Consider the following 16,831-nt stretch of genomic DNA (forward strand, 5'->3'; position numbering starts at 1 on the left):
GAGGACGACCCGTGGCACTGCGCACCATCTCGACCCCGGCCGACGGGGACCTGCGGGCGATCCGCCTCGACCTCGCCGGCACCCGCGACTTCACCGTCGCGGGTGCCGGCGAGGCGCGTCGCAGCGCCATCACCGCGGCGACCGACTCCTGGCTGGGCGCCGTGTTCGAGGCAGCCGCCGCCCACCGCTCCGGTCTGGCGCTCGCCGCGGTCGGGAGCCTGGGCCGCCAGGTGCCCGGCCCGCTCAGCGACCTCGACCTCGTCCTGCTGCACGACGGCCGCAGCCTGCGCGGCCCGGACCTGCAGGCCGTCGCCGACGCCATCTGGTACCCCGTCTGGGACACCGGGCTGAAGCTGGACCACAGCGTGCGCACCGTGGCCGAGTGCCGTCGCGTGGCCGGCGCCGACCTCGCAGCCGCGACCGGTCTGCTCGACCTGCGGCTGATCGCCGGTGACCCCGACCTCGTCGCCGCGGCGCGCAGCACGGTCGCCCACGACTGGCGCGCCGACGCCCGCACCCAGCTGCCCGCCCTGCTCGACCTCGTCCGCGCCCGGCATGCCCGCTTCGGCGAGCTGGCGCAGTCCCTCGAGCCGGACCTGAAGGAGGCCAAGGGCGGCCTGCGAGACGTCACCGTGCTCTCCGCCCTCACCCGGGCCTGGCTCACCGACCGCGACCGTGGACCGCTCGATGCGGCGCACCGCGCCCTGCTCGACGTCCGGGACGCCGTGCACCTGAGCACAGGGCGGGGACGAGACCGCCTGCTGCGCGACGACGCCGACGCCGTCGCCGCACTGCTCGGCCACGACGACTCCGACGCCCTGCTCACCGAGGTCGCCACCGCCTCCCGGTCGATCGCGTGGTCCCTCGACGCCGCGACGCGCCGCGCCGGGCAGGCCCAGCGCGCGCGAACCCTGCGGGTCGGCCCACGGCGCCCGGCGATGACCCCGCTGGGGTACGGCGTCTTCCGACACGACGGCGAGGCGGTCCTGGGGTCGAGGCAGCAGATCGGGTCTGACGCCGGGCTCCCGCTGCGGGCGGCCGTCGTCGCGGCCCGCGGCGGCCTGCGCCTCTCGCCGCAGACCCTGCGCAACCTCTCGCGCAGCCCGGACCTGCCCGACCCGTGGCCGGAAGGCGCCCTGACCCACCTCACCGAGCTGCTCGCGGCCGGACCGGCCCTCGTCCCGGCCTGGGAGGACCTCGACCAGGTCGGGCTGGTCCAGCGCTGGATCCCGGAGTGGGGCGCCGTGCGCTCCCGGCCGCAGCGCAACGCCGTGCACATCCACACCGTCGACCGGCACCTCCTCGAGACGGTCGTCCGCGCGTCGGCGCGGGCCAGGGACGTGCGCCGACCCGACCTGCTGCTGCTCGCCGCCCTGCTGCACGACATCGGCAAGATCGCCGGGGCGCACGACCACAGCGAGACCGGGGCGAGGATCGCCGCGAGGATCGGTGCCCGCCTGGGCCTGAGCGAGCAGGACGCCGGCACCCTCGAGCTGCTCGTGCGAGAGCACCTCACCCTCGTCGAGCTCGCCACCCGAAGAGACCTGCAGGACCCCGCGACCATCCGCGCCGCCGTCGACACGGTGCGAGGAGAGCGGGAGACCTTCGAGCTGCTGCTCGCCCTGACGATCGCCGACGCCCAGGCCGCCGGACCGACCACCTGGACCGACTGGCGGGCCACCCTCCTTACCGCTCTCGCCGACACCGTCCGCGCCGAGCTCGAGGCCGGCCCTGCTGCACCCCCTTCGCCACAGCCTCCGGTCTGCCTGCCGCAGGCCGCGCAGGACCGGATCGGCCAGGGTCACCCCTTCGTCACCGTCGACCCGGCCGGCGACGGCTGGACCGTCACGGTCTACGACCGTGACCGGCCGGCGCTGTTCGCCGACACCGCGGCGGTCCTCGCCGCCCACGGGCTCACCGTGCGCAGCGCCCGGCTGCGCACCGAGGACGGCATCGCGGCCGACACCTGGGTCGTCGAGTCGCCCGGAGGCGACGGTCCGGAACCGAGCCGGATCGCCGCCGGTCTCACCCGGCTCGCCGGTGGCGACCGGTCGGGGCTGGGATCGCTGCACCGCCGGCTGGGCCGGGCGCGCAGGTCCTCGGCGGCGGGGCCGAGCCGGGCCTTCGTGCTGCCGGGGTCCAGCGCCCGCGCCACCGTCCTCGAGGTCCGCGCCGAGGACCGGGCCGGGCTGCTGCACGACCTCGGACGCTGCCTGGCCCAGGAGGGCCTCGACGTGCTCTCCGCCCACATCAGCACCCGGGCCGGGCAAGCGGTCGACACCTTCTACGTCGTCGGCGCCGAGGGTGCACCCCTCACGCCGGGACGGGTGGCCCAGGTCCTCGCGGCCCTCATCGACACGTGCGACCCGCCCGGGTGAGACGCCCCGTACCCTAGGGCGGGTGTTCACCAGCCTGTCTGACCGCCTGACCGGGACGTTCAAGAACCTCCGGGGCAAGGGGCGCCTGTCCGAGTCCGACGTCAACAAGACCGTCCGCGACATCCGGATGGCGCTCATCGACGCCGACGTGGCCCTGCCGGTCGTCAAGGAGTTCACCCGCGCGATCCGCGAGCGCGCCACCGGCGCGGAGGTCAGCCAGGCACTCAACCCCGCGCAGCAGGTCATCAAGATCGTCAACGAGGAGCTCACCGAGATCCTCGGCGGTCACACCCGCGAGCTGACCCTGGCCAAGCGGCCACCGACGGTGATCATGCTCGCCGGCCTCCAGGGGTCGGGCAAGACGACCTTCGCCGGCAAGCTCGGCGCACGGCTCAAGGACGAGGGGCACACCCCGCTGCTCGTCGCGGCCGACCTGCAGCGGCCCAACGCCGTCACCCAGCTCGAGGTCGTCGGCGAGCGGGCCGGGGTCCGGGTCTTCGCGCCCGAGCGCGGCAACATCGGCGGCCACGACGTCGGGGGCAGCGCCGAGGGGACCCGCTCGCACGGTGACCCGGTCGCCGTCGCCCGCGCCGGCCTCGCCGAGGCCCAGGCGCGCCAGCACGACGTGCTCATCGTCGACACCGCCGGCCGGCTCGCCGTCGACGCCGAGCTGATGCAGCAGGCCGCCGACATCCGCTCCGCCATCTCGCCCGACGAGGTCCTCTTCGTCATCGACGCGATGATCGGTCAGGCCGCGATCGAGACCGCGCAGGCCTTCCAGGAGGGGGTCGACTTCACCGGCGTCGTGCTGTCCAAGCTCGACGGCGACGCCCGCGGTGGTGCCGCGCTCTCGGTCGCCGGGACCACCGGGCGCCCGATCATGTTCGCCTCCACCGGCGAGGGCGTGCGCGACATCGAGGTCTTCCACCCCGACCGGATGGCCGGGCGGATCCTCGACATGGGCGATGTGCTCACCCTCATCGAGCAGGCCGAGCGCGCATTCGAGCGCGGCCAGGCCGAGGAGATGCAGCGCAAGCTGCTCGCCGAGGAGGACTTCACCTTCGACGACTTCCTCAGCCAGATGGCCGCGGTGAAGAAGATGGGCCTGAAGTCGATGCTGAAGATGATGCCGGGCATGGGGCAGATGAGCGGGGCGCTCGACATGCTCGACGAGCGCGAGTTCGACCGGGTCGAGGCGATGGTCCGCTCGATGACCCCCTTCGAGCGCAGCCACCCCAAGCAGATCAACGGATCGCGCCGCGCGCGCATCGCCAAGGGTTCCGGCGTGCAGGTCTCCGAGGTCAACCAGCTGCTGGAACGCTTCGAGCAGGCGCAGAAGGCGATCAAGCAGTTCACCCGCGGCGGTGGCATGCCGGGCATGCCGGGGATGCCTGGGATGGGCGGCGGCGGCAAGAAGAAGCCGGCCAAGAAGCCGAAGAAGGGCAAGTCCGGCAACCCGGCCAAGCGCGCCCAGCAGGAGCGCGAGGCGGCCGAGCGGGCGCGCGGCCGGTCCGCCGGCGGTCCTACGGGCAGCGCCTTCGGCGGTGGAGCGGGTCAGGGCGGGATGCCCGACCTCGACCCGAGCCAGCTGCCCAAGGGCTTCGAGAAGTTCCTCGAGAGGTGACCGGTCGTGACCTCTGAGCAGCTGACTTTGCACACGACGACGAAGGGGGAGGGCGAGCGGCGGGTCGCCTACTGCCACGGCCTCTTCGGTCAGGGCAAGAACTGGGGGACCGTCGCCGGCAGCACCTCGGACCTCGCGACGTCGACCCTGGTCGACATGCCCAACCACGGCCGCTCGCCGTGGACCGAAGAGTTCGACTACGCGCAGGCCGCGGACGCGCTCGCCGAGACCCTCGTCGGGATCGACGACTCCGGATCCTGGACCGTCGTCGGTCACTCGATGGGCGGCAAGATCGCGATGATGCTGGCACTGCGCCACCCCGAGCTGCTCGACCGGCTGGTCGTCGTCGACATCTCGCCGGTCGACTACGAGGAGACCGAGGACATCGACCGCTTCGTCACCGCGATGCAGGAGCTGGACCTCGGCAGCATCGAGCGGCGCGCCGACGCCGACGACGCCCTGAGCGAGGACATCCCGGACAAGGGCGTGCGCGCCTTCATCCTGCAGAACCTGCGGCGCACCGACGACGGCTGGCGCTGGCAGCTCAACATCGACCTCCTCGCGCGCTCGCTCGAGCAGCTGCGCGGCTGGCCCGCCGGTCAGGCCGAAGGGCTGACCTACGAGGGGCCGGTGACCTGGGTCGGCGGGGAGGACTCGGGCTACGTCAAGGACGAGATGACCGAGACGATGCGCGAGTACTTCCCGTACGCGCGGCTGGTGACGGTCAAGGACGCCGGGCACTGGGTGCACGCCGAGCAGCCCGAGGTCTTCGAGCGGATCATCCGGCGGGCTCTCACCGCCGACGACTGACCCCCTTCGCCCGCTACCACGCAGTAGTAGCTGTGATCACGACCAGTACTGCGTGGTAGCGCGCGGGGAGGTGGGGGCGGGACGGCGCTAGGGTGCCGAGCATGACCGCGCTGCACGTGACCGGCCGAATCCTTCGCGGGCCAGAGGACGTCGTCGACGAGCTCTGGGTGGTCGACGGGAAGATCACCTACACCGCCCCGACCACGGGCACCGACTGGGACACGATCACCGGCTGGGTGCTGCCCGGCTTCGTCGATGCCCACTGCCACGTCGGGCTCGGTGCCGGGGGAGCGGTCGACGACGCGACCTCAGAGGAGCAGGCGGTCACCGACCGTGACGCCGGCGCCCTGCTGCTGCGCGACGCCGGCTCGCCCGCCGATACCCGGTGGATCGACGAGCGCGACGACCTGCCCAAGGTCATCCGTGCGGGCCGGCACATCGCCCGGCCCAAGCGCTACATCCGCAACTTCGCCTGGGAGGTCGAGCCCGAGCAGCTCGTCTCCCGGGTCCGCGCCGAGGCCCGCGCCGGCGACGGCTGGGTCAAGCTCGTCGGTGACTGGATCGACCGTGAGGTCGGTGACCTTGCCCCGTGCTGGCCGGTCGACGTGCTCACCGAGGCGATCGCCGCCGCGCACGAGGAGGGCGCCCGCGTCACCGCCCACTGCTTCGGCGAGCAGTCCCTGCACGACTTCGCCGCCGCCGGGACCGACTGCATCGAGCACGCGACCGGCCTGGACGACAGCTCGATCGCGACCTTCGCCGAGCAGGGCATCACCATCGTCCCGACCCTGGTCAACATCGAGACCTTCCCCTCGATCGCCGAGTCGGCCCGCGAGAAGTTCCCCGACTACCACCGCCACATGCTCGACCTGCACGAGCGCCGCTTCGCCACGGTCGCAGCGGCGCACGAGGCGGGCATCCCGGTCATGGTCGGCACCGACGCGGGAGGCTCGATCGAGCACGGGCTCGTCGCCCAGGAGATCGAGCTGTTCACCCGGGCCGGGATGAGCCCGCTCGAGGCGCTCTCGGCCGCCACCTGGACGGCCCGCACCTGGCTCGGTCGTCCGGGCCTGGACGAAGGGGAGGATGCCGACCTCGTCGTCCTCGAGAGGGACCCGAGGGTGGACGTGCGCACCTGCCAGGCCCCTCGGCACGTCGTCCTGCGCGGCCGCCGGATCCGCTGAGCCGCGCGCGAAGGGGGTGAGCTCGCCCCCTTCGCCGAAGCCGGGGATTGGGCGGACGGGTGCCGCCGGTGGCAGACTGTCCCGCTGTACACCTTCCGCCCGCATGCTGCGGGCGGATGCCTACCCCGGGTCACGGCTCCCCGCACACCAGATCGGTGCGGTCTCGCCGTGCCCCTTGATCTGCAAGGAGACCACCACCGTGGCTGTCAAGATCCGACTCAAGCGCATGGGCAAGATCCGCGCCCCGTACTACCGCGTCGTCGTCATGGACTCGCGCACCAAGCGGGACGGGCGCGCCATCGAGGAGATCGGCAAGTACCACCCGACCGAGGAGCCCTCGCTCATCGACATCGACATGGAGCGGGCGAAGCACTGGATCGCCAACGGCGCCCAGCCCACCGAGGCCGTCGCCCGGCTCATCGAGATCGTCGACTCCGGCAACCTCAAGGTCAAGGAGCCCAAGACCTCCAAGAAGGACCTGTACGAGGCCGCGCTCGCCTCCGCCGGCAAGGAGGGCGAGGAGCACGAGGCCATCACCGCAAAGAAGAAGGCCGACAAGGCCGCCGCGGAGAAGGCCGAGAAGGAGGCCGCCGAGCAGGCCGAGAAGGACGCGGCACAGGCCGACGCCGCCGAGGCCGCGACCGCGGAGACCACGGTCGCCGACGACGCAAAGACCGAGCCCGAGGCCACCGAGGCTCCCGCCTCCGAGGCCACCGAGGCGTCCACTGAGGACAAGGCCTGACCGTGCTCGACGAGGCGCTGGAGCACCTGGTCACCGGGATCGTCGACCACAAGGACGAGGTCGCGGTGCGGGAGAAGAACCTGCGTCGCGGCACCGTCCTCGAGGTCCGCGTCCACCCCGACGACCTCGGCCGGGTCATCGGCCGGTCGGGTCGGACGGCGACGGCGCTGCGCACGGTGATGTCCGCCCTCGCCGGTGGAGACAGCGTGCGGATCGACATCGTCGACACCGACCGCGACCGCTGAGCGGTCCGAGCATCGAGGGGCCCCGACCGGCATGGTCGGGGCCCCTCGTCGTGCGTCCTACCCTGGTACCCATGCCGCAACCCCACGTCGTCGCCCGGATCGGCAAGCCGCACGCCCTGCGCGGCGAGGTGACCGTCCAGCTGCACACCGACGACCCGCAGCGTCGGCTGACTCCCGGGACCGTGCTGCGAACCGAGGCCGAGCCAGGGAGCGGCGTGCCTCGCACGCTGACGATCGCCCAGACGCGCGTCCACCGGGGTATCTGGCTGCTGCGCTTCGAGGAGATCCCTGACCGCACCGGTGCTGAGTCCCTCCGCGGCACCCGGCTCCTCCTTGGCGACGAGCCCGGCGAGGCCGGAGACCCTGGCGCAGACGCCGACAGCGACGAGGGATGGTACGAGGAGGACCTCGTGGGTCTGTCCGTGATCACCCCTGGCGGGGAGCCCGTCGGCACGGTCTCCGGCCTCGAGATCGGTGCCGCCCAGGACCGGTTGGTCCTCACCCTCACGGACGGGTCGCAGGCCCTCGTCCCCTTCGTCGAGCAGATCGTGCCGTCGGTCGACATCGACTCCGGCAGGGTGACGCTCGACGCCCCTGCGGGCCTGCTCGACATCGCGCGGGAGGAGCGCTGATGCGCCTCGACGTCATCTCGATCTTCCCGGACTACCTCGCCCCGCTCGACCTCTCCCTCATCGGCAAGGCCCGCCGCGACGGCCTGGTCGACCTGCGGGTGCATGATCTGCGCGACTTCGCCCACGACCGGCACCGCACCGTCGACGACACCCCCTACGGCGGCGGCGCGGGCATGGTGATGTCGGCCCAGCCGTGGAGCGAGGCGCTGACCGACGTGCTCGGCACCGCCGACGCCCCCGGCGAGCGTCCGGTCCTCATCGTCCCCGGTCCCGGCGGACAGCCGTTCGACCAGGCGATGGCGCGCGAGCTGAGCGGGCGAGGCTGGCTCGCCTTCGCCTGCGGTCGCTACGAAGGGATCGACGAGCGGGTCTACGAGTGGGCGGCCGAGCGGATGGAGGTCCGCGTCGTCTCCCTCGGTGACTACGTGCTGAACGGCGGCGAGGTCGCGGCGATGGCCATGATCGAGGCCGTCGTGCGGCTGCTGCCGGGGGTGGTCGGCAACGCCGAGTCCCTCGTCGAGGAGAGCCACGAAGGGGGGCTGCTCGAGTACCCGCTCTACACCAAGCCCGCCGAGTGGGACGGACGCCCCGTGCCCGAGGTGCTGCTCTCCGGCGACCACGCACGGATCGAGCGGTGGCGTCACCAGCAGCGCCTCGAGCGCACCGCGGCGCGCCGGCCCGACCTGCTCCCCAGGTCAGGAGCGCTCGGTGTCGACGGGCTCGCCGACCTCGACCACGGCATCGCCACGCCCGCCGAGGTGGGGGAGATCGTCACCCTGCAGAAGGCGTGCTGGAGCGAGCTGACCGCGGAACCGCGGCAGTGGCGCGGAGCGCCCGCCGAAGGGGTGGAAGAGGTGCAGGCCGGCCTGAAAAGCTGGACCACGCACACCTTCCGGTCCGAGGGCCGCCTCGTGGCCTCGGTCCGGGTGCGCCGCTCCCCGGAGGACCCGCAGGTCTGGCAGATCGAGCGGCTCATGGTGGCGCCCGACCTGCAGGGCAGGGGCCTGGGCCACGCGCTCATCGGCTACGCCGAGCGGCTCGCTCCGCCGGACGTGACGACCTTCGTCCTCGAGGCAGGGCACGACATCGCCGAGCAGCGGCGGATGTTCCGCAAGGCGGGGTACAAGGTCGTCGGCCCCGGCCCGGGTACCGGCACGGTCGAGCTGATCAAGCGCCGCCCCTGAGCCGGCGATTTCAGGTCCGGGTGCCCGCTCTGGCAGAATCGTCCAGCGCGTCCGACGCGAACCCCGCCCCTGCCACAGGGGGAGTGGTCAGGAGACCACGCGGCGGAGCGGACGCGACTCACACGACCTAGGACGGTGGGCGGCCTGTGGCGCCCGCGGGAAGAGACAGCCATGCAGCGTTTCGACGCGATCGACCAGGCCTCGATGAAGACCGACCTGCCCGACTTCCGGGCCGGCGACACCGTCAAGGTCCACACCAAGGTCATCGAGGGCACGCGCTCGCGTATCCAGGTGTTCCAGGGAGTCGTCATCCGGCGCCACGGCGGCGGGATCGGTGAGACCTTCACCGTCCGCAAGGTCTCCTTCGGCGTCGGCGTGGAGCGCACCTTCCCGCTGCACTCGCCGAACATCGACAAGATCGAGGTGGCGATGCGCGGTGACGTGCGCCGCGCGAAGCTGTACTACCTGCGTGACCTGCGCGGCAAGGCGGCCCGGATCCGCGAGCGTCGCGAGACCCCGGCCAGCTGACGTCGGCCGGCCTGACGCCCTTCGGGCTCCAGCGGCCCTAGGCTGACGGTGATGACCACCGACCACGAGCGCACGACCCTCGCCCCCGCCGGGGCGGGGGTCGTCTCGCGTCGCGGCCGGCGGCTGCTCCTGCACCTCGGAGCGGCCGTCCTCGTCGTGATGCTGCTCCGCGCCTTCGTCATCGAGTCCTTCTACGTGCCGAGCGCCTCGATGTCGCCGACGATCCGCGCGGGAGACCGGGTGGTCGTGGCCAAGACCGCGACCGGGGACCTGCGACCCGGCGACGTCATCGTCTTCGACGGCACCGGCACCATGGCGCCGGCCGACCGCAGCCCGTACATGTCCGACGGGCTGCTGGGACGCACGCTGTCCGGTCTGGCCTCGGCCGTCGGCGTCTCCCTCGGCGAGCATGACTACCTCAAGCGGGTCGCCGCGGTCGGGGGCCAGCGGCTGAGCTGCACCCCCGAGGCAGGACTGGTCCGCGACGGCGAGAGGGTGACCGAGGACTATCTCGCCGAGGACGAGCAGGCCTGCTCGTCCCCCTTCGACGTCGTCGTCCCGCAGGGGCGGATCTTCGTCCTCGGTGACCACCGCTCCGACTCCCTCGACTCCCGCTCCCGGCTCGGGGCACCCGGCGGCGGGATGATCCCGGTCGACGACGTCGTCGGTGAGGTCGTGCTCCGCTACTGGCCGCTACCGCGTGCGGGGGTGCTGTGAGCGTGCCACCGGCGCTCCCCGGACCGATGTGCGTCGCGCCGACGCGGTCAGCGATACTGTCTGCGCTCCGGGCCACCCCTGGGCCAGGAGCGACAAGGAGACTACGTGGCCACTGACGCCGACTCGCCGCGCACCGACGCCGAGGACGACGGCTCCCGCGGCGGATCTGACCACCAGGACCGACCCGGTCTCGGCGCGCGCGCCGGCGCGGCCGTCAAGGAGACGGTCATCGTCCTCGCGATGGCGCTCACCCTGTCCTTCGTCGTCAAGACCTTCCTGCTGCAGGCCTTCTACATCCCCAGCGAGTCCATGGAGAACACCCTCCTCGTCGGCGACCGGGTGATCGTCTCCAAGCTCACGCCGGGACCGCTGGAGATCGAGCGCGGCGACGTCGTCGTCTTCGAGGACCCGGGCGACTGGCTCGGCGAGGTCCAGCAGGCCAACCACGGCGCCGTGCTCAACGCGGTCCGCGACGGCCTCACCTTCGTCGGTCTGCTCCCGGACACCTCCGAAGGGCACCTCATCAAGCGGGTCGTCGGGCTGCCCGGTGACCGGGTGCAGTGCTGCGACACCGAGGGCCGGATGATGATCAACGGCAAGGCGGTCGACGAGTCCGCCTACATCAAGCCTGGGGTCGAGCCGAGCAACCTCGAGTTCGACATCACCGTCCCTCGCGACCGCGTGTGGGTGATGGGCGACAACCGGGACGACAGCGCGGACTCGCGCTTCCACGACCCCTCGTCCACCGGGGCCGACGGCTCCGTGCCGATCGACAAGGTGGTGGGCAAGGCCGAGGTGATCGTCTGGCCCTTCGGCCGGTTCGGACGCCTGTCCAACCATGCCGAGGCCTACGCCGACCTGCCGCGGATCCGCGCTGCGGACGACCTCTCGGGGCGGCTCGTCGCCGCGAGGTGAGCAGATGAGCAGCCAGCAGCTCCGGCCCACCAGGGCGAAGGGGGGATCGCGCCGCCTCCCGAAGAAGCCCAGCCTGCGGGTCGAGCGCGATCTGCAACGCCAGGGCTACCCCGTCCTCGCCGGGATGGACGAGGTGGGACGCGGCGCCCTCGCCGGGCCGGTGAGCGTCGGCGTCGTCGTGATCGACGAGTCGTGCCGCTCCGCCCCTGCTGGGGTGCGTGACAGCAAGCTCATGACCCCGGCCGCGCGGGGAGCCATGGTCCCCAGGCTGTGCCGGTGGGCGCTCTCCAGCGCGGTGGGACACGCCTCCCCGGCCGAGATCGACGCGGTCGGGATCATGGCGGCGCTGCGGCTGGCGGGCCGGCGCGCGCTCGCGGCGCTGGACGTCACGCCCGACATCGTCATCCTCGACGGCAACCACGACTGGCTCAGCGACCCGGAGCAGGTAGGACTCTTCGCCGAGCTGGCGGACGGACCGGCCACCCCTCCGGTACGCACGATGATCAAGGCCGACATGGCGTGCTCGTCGGTCGCGGCCGCGAGCGTGCTGGCGAAGGTCAGCCGGGACACCCTGATGATCGAGCTGTCGGAGCAGCACCCCGAGTACGGCTGGGGCGAGAACAAGGGCTACTCCGCCAGCGCGCATCTCGACGCCCTGACCCGGCACGGCGCGTGCGCGCTGCACCGGCGGTCCTGGAGCCTGCCCGGCGTGGTGCATGATGGCGAGGTCACCTGCCCGCCGACCGACAGCGCGGAGAGGCTGCCCTGATGAGTGCCGAGGACCTGGAGAAGTACGAGACCGAGATGGAGCTCGCGCTCTACCGCGAGTACCGCGACGTCGTGCACCTCTTCAGCCATGTCGTCGAGACCGACCGCCGCTTCTACCTGGCCAACTCGGTCCAGGTCGACGTGCGTGGAGAGGGTGCCGAGGTGTACTTCGAGGTCACCCTCGAGGACGCCTGGGTGTGGGACATCTACCGTCCGGCTCGCTTCGCCAAGCAGGTCCGGGTGGTCACCTTCAAGGACGTCAACGTCGAGGAGCTCGCCAAGAGCGAGCTCGAGGTGCCCAAGAGCGGGTTCTGACCCCGGCGCCCGTCCACACCGCCTCGGGTGGGCCGTGACCTTTCCACAGCGGGCGAAGGGGGAGTGCCCCGCCGAACGCTGTCGGCGTTGACTCGCGTGCGGAGGTGGTCCGCATGGGACACGAGGCGGTCGATGACCGGCGCACGGTAGGAGCCGAGGGGGAGCAGGCCGCCGAGGCCTACCTCACCGGCTTGGGCATGGAGGTGGTCGAGCGCAACTGGCGGTGCCCGGTCGGAGAGATCGACCTCGTCCTGCGCGACGGGCCGACGGCGGTGATCTGCGAGGTGAAGACCCGGCGATCCTCCACCTTCGGCACCCCGGCGGAGGCGGTGACCCGGGCCAAGCTCGCCCGTCTCCGCCGCCTCGCCGGCTGCTGGCTGGAGGCTCAGGACGAGCGCTACGCGTCGGTGCGGATCGATGTCGTCGGGCTGCTGCGGCACCCGGACGGGAGCTACACCGTGACCCATCTCCAGGGGGTCGGCCGATGAGTATCGCGGTGACCAGGGCGGTGGCGTTGCGGGGAGTCAGTGGGCACCTTGTCGACGTCGAGTGTCACATCGGGCGAGGTCTGCCGGCGTTCGACATCGGCGGCCTGCCCGACCGGGCGCTGCGCCAGGCGCCGGGGCGGGTGCGCGCGGCTGTGCTCTCGGCAGAGTTCTCGCTCAACAGCAGTCAGGTCATGGTCAACCTCTCACCGGCGGCGATCCCCAAGCACGGCACGGGCTTCGACCTGGCCATCGCGGTAGGAGCCCTCGCCGCGGCAGGTGAGCTGCCGGTGCAGGCCGTGCGGGAGGTGGTCCACGTCGCCGAGCTGGGTCTGGACGGCCAGCTCCGGCATGTGGTCGGCGTGCTGCCCTCGGTGCTCGCCGCGCGGGCAGGAGGCTGCCGCTGCGTCGTCGTCGCGCCGGAGGACGTCGCTGAGGCCCGTCTCGTCGACGGGGTCCGGGTCGTGACCGCCCGGCGGCTGGGCGACCTCGTCTCGCTGTACCGGGCGGCGCGATCAGGCGAGGAGCTGCCCGAAGCGCCGGACCCGGAGCCGGTGCCGCCACCGTCGGGGCGGGTCATCGACCTGGCCGAGGTCTCCGGGCAGCACGAGGCTCGCTCGGCTCTGACGTTGGCGGCCGCGGGAGGCCACCACGTCCTGCTCACCGGACCGCCCGGCTCGGGCAAGACGATGCTTGCCGAGCGGATGGTCACCATCCTGCCGCCGCTGAGCCAGGACCAGGCCCTCGAGAGCCTCGCGGTGCGCTCGCTCGTCGGCGCAGTACCGGCCGGTGCCGCGGTCGACCCGACACCCCCCTTCGTCGCTCCGCACCACTCGGCGTCCGTGGCGGCGCTGGTCGGTGGCGGGTCGGGGGCGGTGCTCCCCGGAGCGGTGTCGCAGGCGCACAACGGCGTGCTCTTCCTCGACGAGGCAGCGGAGTTCCCCACGTCCGTGCTGCAGGCGTTGCGCCAGCCCTTGGAGTCCGGCCGGGTCGTCATCGCCCGGGCTCGGGAGCAGGTGACCTTCCCCGCGAGGGTGCAGCTCGTCCTTGCCGCCAACCCGTGCCCGTGCGGCGAAGGGCACGGGCGTGGCCTGGCCTGCCGCTGCCGCCCCATGGAGCGGCGCACCTACGCGGCTCGGCTGTCCGGTCCACTGCTGGACCGGATCGACATCCAGGTGCAGGTCCCCAAGGTCTCGCTCGCGGCTCTGTCCGAGGCGCCGGGCGACAGCAGCGCGGTCGTCGCGGCGCACGTGAGGCAGGCCAGGGCAGCCCAGGCGCTCCGGTGGGCCGAAGGCGGCTGGGCGTTGAACTCGCAGGTGCCCGGTCCGGTGCTGCGGCGGCCACCGTGGCGGCTGCCGTCCAGCACGACCCATCAGCTCGACCGCGCCCTCGAGCTGGGTAACCTGACCGGGAGAGGCTATGACCGGGTGCTCAGACTCGCCTGGACCGCGGCCGACCTGGCCGGTCGGGATGTTCCGTCCGCAGGCGACATCGGCATGGCGCTGATATACCGCACGTCGGGGGCCGCAGCGGCATGAGCGCCCAGCAGCCCACGAGGCGCACGGTCACCCTGGCCCTCGACATGGTGGGCGATGACGAGCGTCGTGCCCGCATCGCCTGGTCGCGGCTGCTCGAGCCCGGGCGGGAGCGACCTCGGCACGACTCGTCGGCGCTCGCTGCGGCGATCGAGCAGGACGGGCACGTGCTCGCGTGGCAGCGACTGTGCGCCGGTGATCTGGACCGGGCCGAGAGCGCGCGCGCGAGGGTCGCCGAGGTCGACGTCGACGCCGAGATCGATCGAGTCCGACGCATCGGGGCTCGCACTCTCATCCCGGGCGATGAAGAGTGGCCGAGTGCCCTGGACCATCCCTCGGTCGCCCCGCACCTCATCTACGTGCGGGGAGCCGGTCGGCTGGACCTGCTGGCCCGGCGCTCGGTCGCGGTCGTGGGTTCGCGGGCAAGCAGCGGGTACGGCGAGGCGGTCGCCCGCGAGATCGGCAACGGGCTGACCCGTGCCGGCTGGAGCGTGGTGAGTGGTGCCGCCTTCGGCATCGACGCGGCAGCGCATCATGGCGGCCTCACCGGCGAGCAGGGCTGCGTCGCCGTCCTGCCCTGCGGGCCCGACCGAATCTACCCGGCGTCGCACGCGCGTCTGATCGATGCGGTCTCGCGCGAAGGGGTGGTGATCACCGAGCTGGCGACCGGCATGACGGCGCAGCGGCACCGGTTCCTCTCGCGCAACCGGATCATCGCCGGGCTGTCGCGGGCGGTCGTCGTGGTCGAGGCGGGACTGCGCTCGGGGTCGCTGAACACGGCCGGCTGGGCGGAGAGCATGCACATCCCCGTGGCGGCGGTGCCCGGGCCGGTCACCTCCATGGCCTCGGCCGGGTGCAACGAGTGGATCGCTGCTGGGCGGGCTCAGCTCGTAGTGGACGCGGGGGATGTGATCCGGCTGGCGGGGCATATCGGCGAGATCGACGGCGAAGAGGTCGAGCGGCTCGGACCCGCTCGCTCGGCCGACGTCCTGACTCAGCATCAGCGCCGGGTGCACGACCTCCTGCGCGTGCGCAAGGAGACCACGGTCGGTGAGCTCGCGTCCGCCTTGCTCATGCCGGTGGAGGAGATCCTCGCCCAGCTCGGGGTGCTCTCGGTCCAGGGGTGGGCGGTCCAGGGCGAGTTCGGGGGGTGGCTGCGCGGCGAGGGGCGTTGATCGGTGCACGCCCGCTTGCGATGCTGACCCTCATGCCCGAGCTGCCGTGTCGTGTCCTCGTGACCGGTGCCGGTGGGGCCGGCACGACGACCCTGGCGTCGGCGCTCGCGGCGCGTTGGTCGGTGCCGCACGCCGACGCCGACGACTACTACTGGCTCCCGACCGACCCGCCATACCGCGACAAGAGAGAGCCCGAGCATCGGGTCGACCTCATGGAGCTGCTCTTCCTCCCTCGCCCGGCGTGGGCACTGTCCGGCTCGGTCATGGGGTGGCAAGGCGCCGAAGACAGGGTGGTCGACCGCGTTCGGGCCGTCGTCTTCCTCACCCTGGACCCGGCGACGCGCATGGCCCGGCTGGAGGACCGGCAACGGCGTCGATATGGCGCCGAGGCGATCGCCCCAGGAGGACCGCTGCACGAGGACCACCGAGCCTTCCTCGCGTGGCGCGCGGGGTACGACGATCCTCACTTCGACGGCCGCAACATCCTCGCGCACCGCGAGTGGCTCAGCTCGATCGGGCGTCCGGTCGTCGAGCTCGACGCCGGCGCGCCTCCGGACGAGCTCCTTCGCGCGTGCGAGAGCCGTCTGCGCGAGGTGCTCACGTGAGCAGCCCGTGGGCGCAGACTCTCGTCGAGGAGTTCGTCACCCACCTGGCCCGCGAGCGAGATCTCTCGGAGCACACCGTCCGCGCCTACCGGGGCGATGTCCTCGGCTGCCTCACCTGGTGCGTCGAGGAGACCGCCGCCGAGGACCTGCGCGAGATCACCCTCGCCGACCTTCGATCCTGGCTCGGTGAGCAGTCGCGGTCGGGGGTGGCACGCAGCACGCTCGCGCGCCGCTCCGCGGGAGTTCGGACCTTCTTCGCCTGGGCCCGCCGCACCGGTCGGGTAGAGGTCGACCCGTCGGTCCGGCTCGCCAGCCCGCGACGCAACCGAACCCTCCCGGACGTGCTGAGCGCCGGCGCCGCGACCGAGCTGCTCGACATCGCCGCGGTCGCTGCCGACGACGACGATCCCGTGCACATCCGCAACCGCGCCGTCCTCGAGCTGCTCTATGCCACCGGGATCCGGGTCGGCGAGCTGTGCGGCCTCGACGTCGACGACGTCGACTCACCCCGCCAGGTCGTGCGGGTGCTGGGCAAGGGACGCACGGAGCGGATCGTCCCGTTCGGCGAGCCCGCCGCCCGCGCGGTAGGGGAGTGGCTCGCCTCGGGCCGACCTCGTCTCGCCACTGCAGCCTCGGGGCACGCCCTCTTCCTCGGCCGTCGGGGGGGACGTGTCGACCAGCGCCAGGTCCGCACGGTCGTCCACGAGCTGCTCCGGCACGTTCCCGACGCGCCGGATGTCGGGCCCCACGCCCTGCGGCACAGCGCCGCCACCCACCTGCTCGACGGGGGAGCCGACCTGCGCATGGTCCAGGAGCTCCTCGGGCACTCCTCGCTGGCGACGACGCAGATCTACACCCATGTCTCGGCCGAGCGTCTGCGCCGCTCCTACGAGCAGGCCCACCCCCGAGCCTGATCGACCGGCGCTCGCCGCCGACCGTTCGTCTGATGTTCCCCGGGGATCTGCGAAGGGGGAGGGGGGCCGTTCGGC

Annotated in this window: 18 protein-coding genes; all 18 read left to right on the top strand. The window is 72.5% G+C overall.

Translation table 11 applies throughout. The annotated features are described in order from the left end of the window. Positions 1 to 11: 11 nt before the first annotated feature. The 18 genes from FB557_RS08560 to FB557_RS08645 all read left to right on the top strand — a co-directional run bounded on the left by FB557_RS08560 (position 12) and on the right by FB557_RS08645 (position 16,756). Positions 12 to 2,378, top strand: a complete 2,367-nt coding sequence (locus FB557_RS08560; protein ID WP_246074612.1) for a [protein-PII] uridylyltransferase — start codon at positions 12 to 14, stop codon at positions 2,376 to 2,378. Positions 2,379 to 2,400: 22 nt separating this feature from the next. Continuing rightward, complete coding sequence (gene ffh / locus FB557_RS08565; protein ID WP_144857208.1) at positions 2,401 to 4,002, top strand: signal recognition particle protein; 1,602 nt, start codon at positions 2,401 to 2,403, stop codon at positions 4,000 to 4,002. Positions 4,003 to 4,008: 6 nt separating this feature from the next. Then, positions 4,009 to 4,812 (top strand): alpha/beta fold hydrolase, encoded by an 804-nt coding sequence (locus tag FB557_RS08570; RefSeq protein ID WP_246074614.1) that lies wholly within the window; start codon positions 4,009 to 4,011, stop codon positions 4,810 to 4,812. A 101-nt stretch (positions 4,813 to 4,913) separates the two neighbouring features. After that, the gene (locus tag FB557_RS08575) at positions 4,914 to 5,996 is read left to right on the top strand and encodes an amidohydrolase family protein (RefSeq protein ID WP_144857209.1); all 1,083 of its coding nucleotides are present in this window, start codon (positions 4,914 to 4,916) and stop codon (positions 5,994 to 5,996) included. A 199-nt stretch (positions 5,997 to 6,195) separates the two neighbouring features. Then, the gene (gene rpsP / locus FB557_RS08580) at positions 6,196 to 6,738 is read left to right on the top strand and encodes a 30S ribosomal protein S16 (protein ID WP_144857210.1); all 543 of its coding nucleotides are present in this window, start codon (positions 6,196 to 6,198) and stop codon (positions 6,736 to 6,738) included. Between the two features lie 2 nt (positions 6,739 to 6,740). Further along, the gene (locus FB557_RS08585; RefSeq protein ID WP_144857211.1) at positions 6,741 to 6,983 is read left to right on the top strand and encodes an RNA-binding protein; all 243 of its coding nucleotides are present in this window, start codon (positions 6,741 to 6,743) and stop codon (positions 6,981 to 6,983) included. Positions 6,984 to 7,054: 71 nt separating this feature from the next. Further along, positions 7,055 to 7,615 (top strand): ribosome maturation factor RimM, encoded by a 561-nt coding sequence (rimM, locus tag FB557_RS08590; protein WP_144857212.1) that lies wholly within the window; start codon positions 7,055 to 7,057, stop codon positions 7,613 to 7,615. After that, positions 7,615 to 8,799 carry a tRNA (guanosine(37)-N1)-methyltransferase TrmD gene (gene trmD, locus FB557_RS08595; protein WP_144857213.1) on the top strand — a complete coding sequence of 395 codons (1,185 nt, stop codon included), beginning with the start codon at positions 7,615 to 7,617 and terminating at the stop codon, positions 8,797 to 8,799. Before rimM ends, trmD begins: the two co-directional genes overlap by 1 nt. Before the next feature lie 171 nt (positions 8,800 to 8,970). Next, entirely contained in the window at positions 8,971 to 9,327 is a 357-nt protein-coding gene (rplS, locus tag FB557_RS08600) for a 50S ribosomal protein L19 (RefSeq protein WP_144857214.1), read from the top strand. Between the two features lie 51 nt (positions 9,328 to 9,378). After that, on the top strand, positions 9,379 to 10,044 hold the full coding sequence (gene lepB, locus FB557_RS08605) for a signal peptidase I (RefSeq protein ID WP_144857215.1): 666 nt from the start codon (positions 9,379 to 9,381) through the stop codon (positions 10,042 to 10,044). Between the two features lie 105 nt (positions 10,045 to 10,149). Beyond that, positions 10,150 to 10,959, top strand: a complete 810-nt coding sequence (gene lepB / locus FB557_RS08610) for a signal peptidase I (RefSeq protein ID WP_246074616.1) — start codon at positions 10,150 to 10,152, stop codon at positions 10,957 to 10,959. Positions 10,960 to 10,963: 4 nt separating this feature from the next. Continuing rightward, complete coding sequence (locus FB557_RS08615; protein ID WP_144857216.1) at positions 10,964 to 11,728, top strand: ribonuclease HII; 765 nt, start codon at positions 10,964 to 10,966, stop codon at positions 11,726 to 11,728. Continuing rightward, the gene (locus FB557_RS08620) at positions 11,728 to 12,042 is read left to right on the top strand and encodes a DUF2469 domain-containing protein (protein WP_144857217.1); all 315 of its coding nucleotides are present in this window, start codon (positions 11,728 to 11,730) and stop codon (positions 12,040 to 12,042) included. Before FB557_RS08615 ends, FB557_RS08620 begins: the two co-directional genes overlap by 1 nt. Before the next feature lie 113 nt (positions 12,043 to 12,155). Then, positions 12,156 to 12,530: a YraN family protein gene (locus FB557_RS08625; RefSeq protein ID WP_144857218.1), complete on the top strand. Its 375-nt coding sequence runs from the start codon at positions 12,156 to 12,158 to the stop codon at positions 12,528 to 12,530. Continuing rightward, positions 12,527 to 14,065, top strand: a complete 1,539-nt coding sequence (locus FB557_RS08630; protein WP_144857219.1) for a YifB family Mg chelatase-like AAA ATPase — start codon at positions 12,527 to 12,529, stop codon at positions 14,063 to 14,065. Before FB557_RS08625 ends, FB557_RS08630 begins: the two co-directional genes overlap by 4 nt. Further along, complete coding sequence (gene dprA, locus FB557_RS08635; RefSeq protein WP_144857220.1) at positions 14,062 to 15,237, top strand: DNA-processing protein DprA; 1,176 nt, start codon at positions 14,062 to 14,064, stop codon at positions 15,235 to 15,237. Before FB557_RS08630 ends, dprA begins: the two co-directional genes overlap by 4 nt. 32 nt (positions 15,238 to 15,269) lie before the next feature. Continuing rightward, a complete protein-coding gene (locus FB557_RS08640; protein ID WP_144857221.1) occupies positions 15,270 to 15,842 on the top strand; it encodes an AAA family ATPase in 573 nt (190 codons plus the stop codon). Further along, positions 15,839 to 16,756 (top strand): tyrosine recombinase XerC, encoded by a 918-nt coding sequence (locus tag FB557_RS08645; RefSeq protein ID WP_246074618.1) that lies wholly within the window; start codon positions 15,839 to 15,841, stop codon positions 16,754 to 16,756. The genes FB557_RS08640 and FB557_RS08645 overlap by 4 nt, the downstream gene beginning before the upstream one ends. Positions 16,757 to 16,831 lie beyond the last annotated feature (75 nt).

This window comes from Marihabitans asiaticum (assembly GCF_007828725.1).
GTDB lineage: Bacteria > Actinomycetota > Actinomycetes > Actinomycetales > Dermatophilaceae > Marihabitans > Marihabitans asiaticum.

Coding starts and splice junctions, on each gene's coding strand:
- trmD (WP_144857213.1), top strand. CDS start 7,615: ATGCGCCTCGACGTCATCTCGATCTTCCCGGACTACCTCGCCCCGCTC.
- dprA (WP_144857220.1), top strand. CDS start 14,062: ATGAGCGCCCAGCAGCCCACGAGGCGCACGGTCACCCTGGCCCTCGAC.
- rimM (WP_144857212.1), top strand. CDS start 7,055: ATGCCGCAACCCCACGTCGTCGCCCGGATCGGCAAGCCGCACGCCCTG.
- FB557_RS08575 (WP_144857209.1), top strand. CDS start 4,914: ATGACCGCGCTGCACGTGACCGGCCGAATCCTTCGCGGGCCAGAGGAC.
- FB557_RS08620 (WP_144857217.1), top strand. CDS start 11,728: ATGAGTGCCGAGGACCTGGAGAAGTACGAGACCGAGATGGAGCTCGCG.
- FB557_RS08640 (WP_144857221.1), top strand. CDS start 15,270: ATGCCCGAGCTGCCGTGTCGTGTCCTCGTGACCGGTGCCGGTGGGGCC.
- FB557_RS08625 (WP_144857218.1), top strand. CDS start 12,156: ATGGGACACGAGGCGGTCGATGACCGGCGCACGGTAGGAGCCGAGGGG.
- FB557_RS08630 (WP_144857219.1), top strand. CDS start 12,527: ATGAGTATCGCGGTGACCAGGGCGGTGGCGTTGCGGGGAGTCAGTGGG.
- FB557_RS08615 (WP_144857216.1), top strand. CDS start 10,964: ATGAGCAGCCAGCAGCTCCGGCCCACCAGGGCGAAGGGGGGATCGCGC.
- lepB (WP_144857215.1), top strand. CDS start 9,379: ATGACCACCGACCACGAGCGCACGACCCTCGCCCCCGCCGGGGCGGGG.
- rplS (WP_144857214.1), top strand. CDS start 8,971: ATGCAGCGTTTCGACGCGATCGACCAGGCCTCGATGAAGACCGACCTG.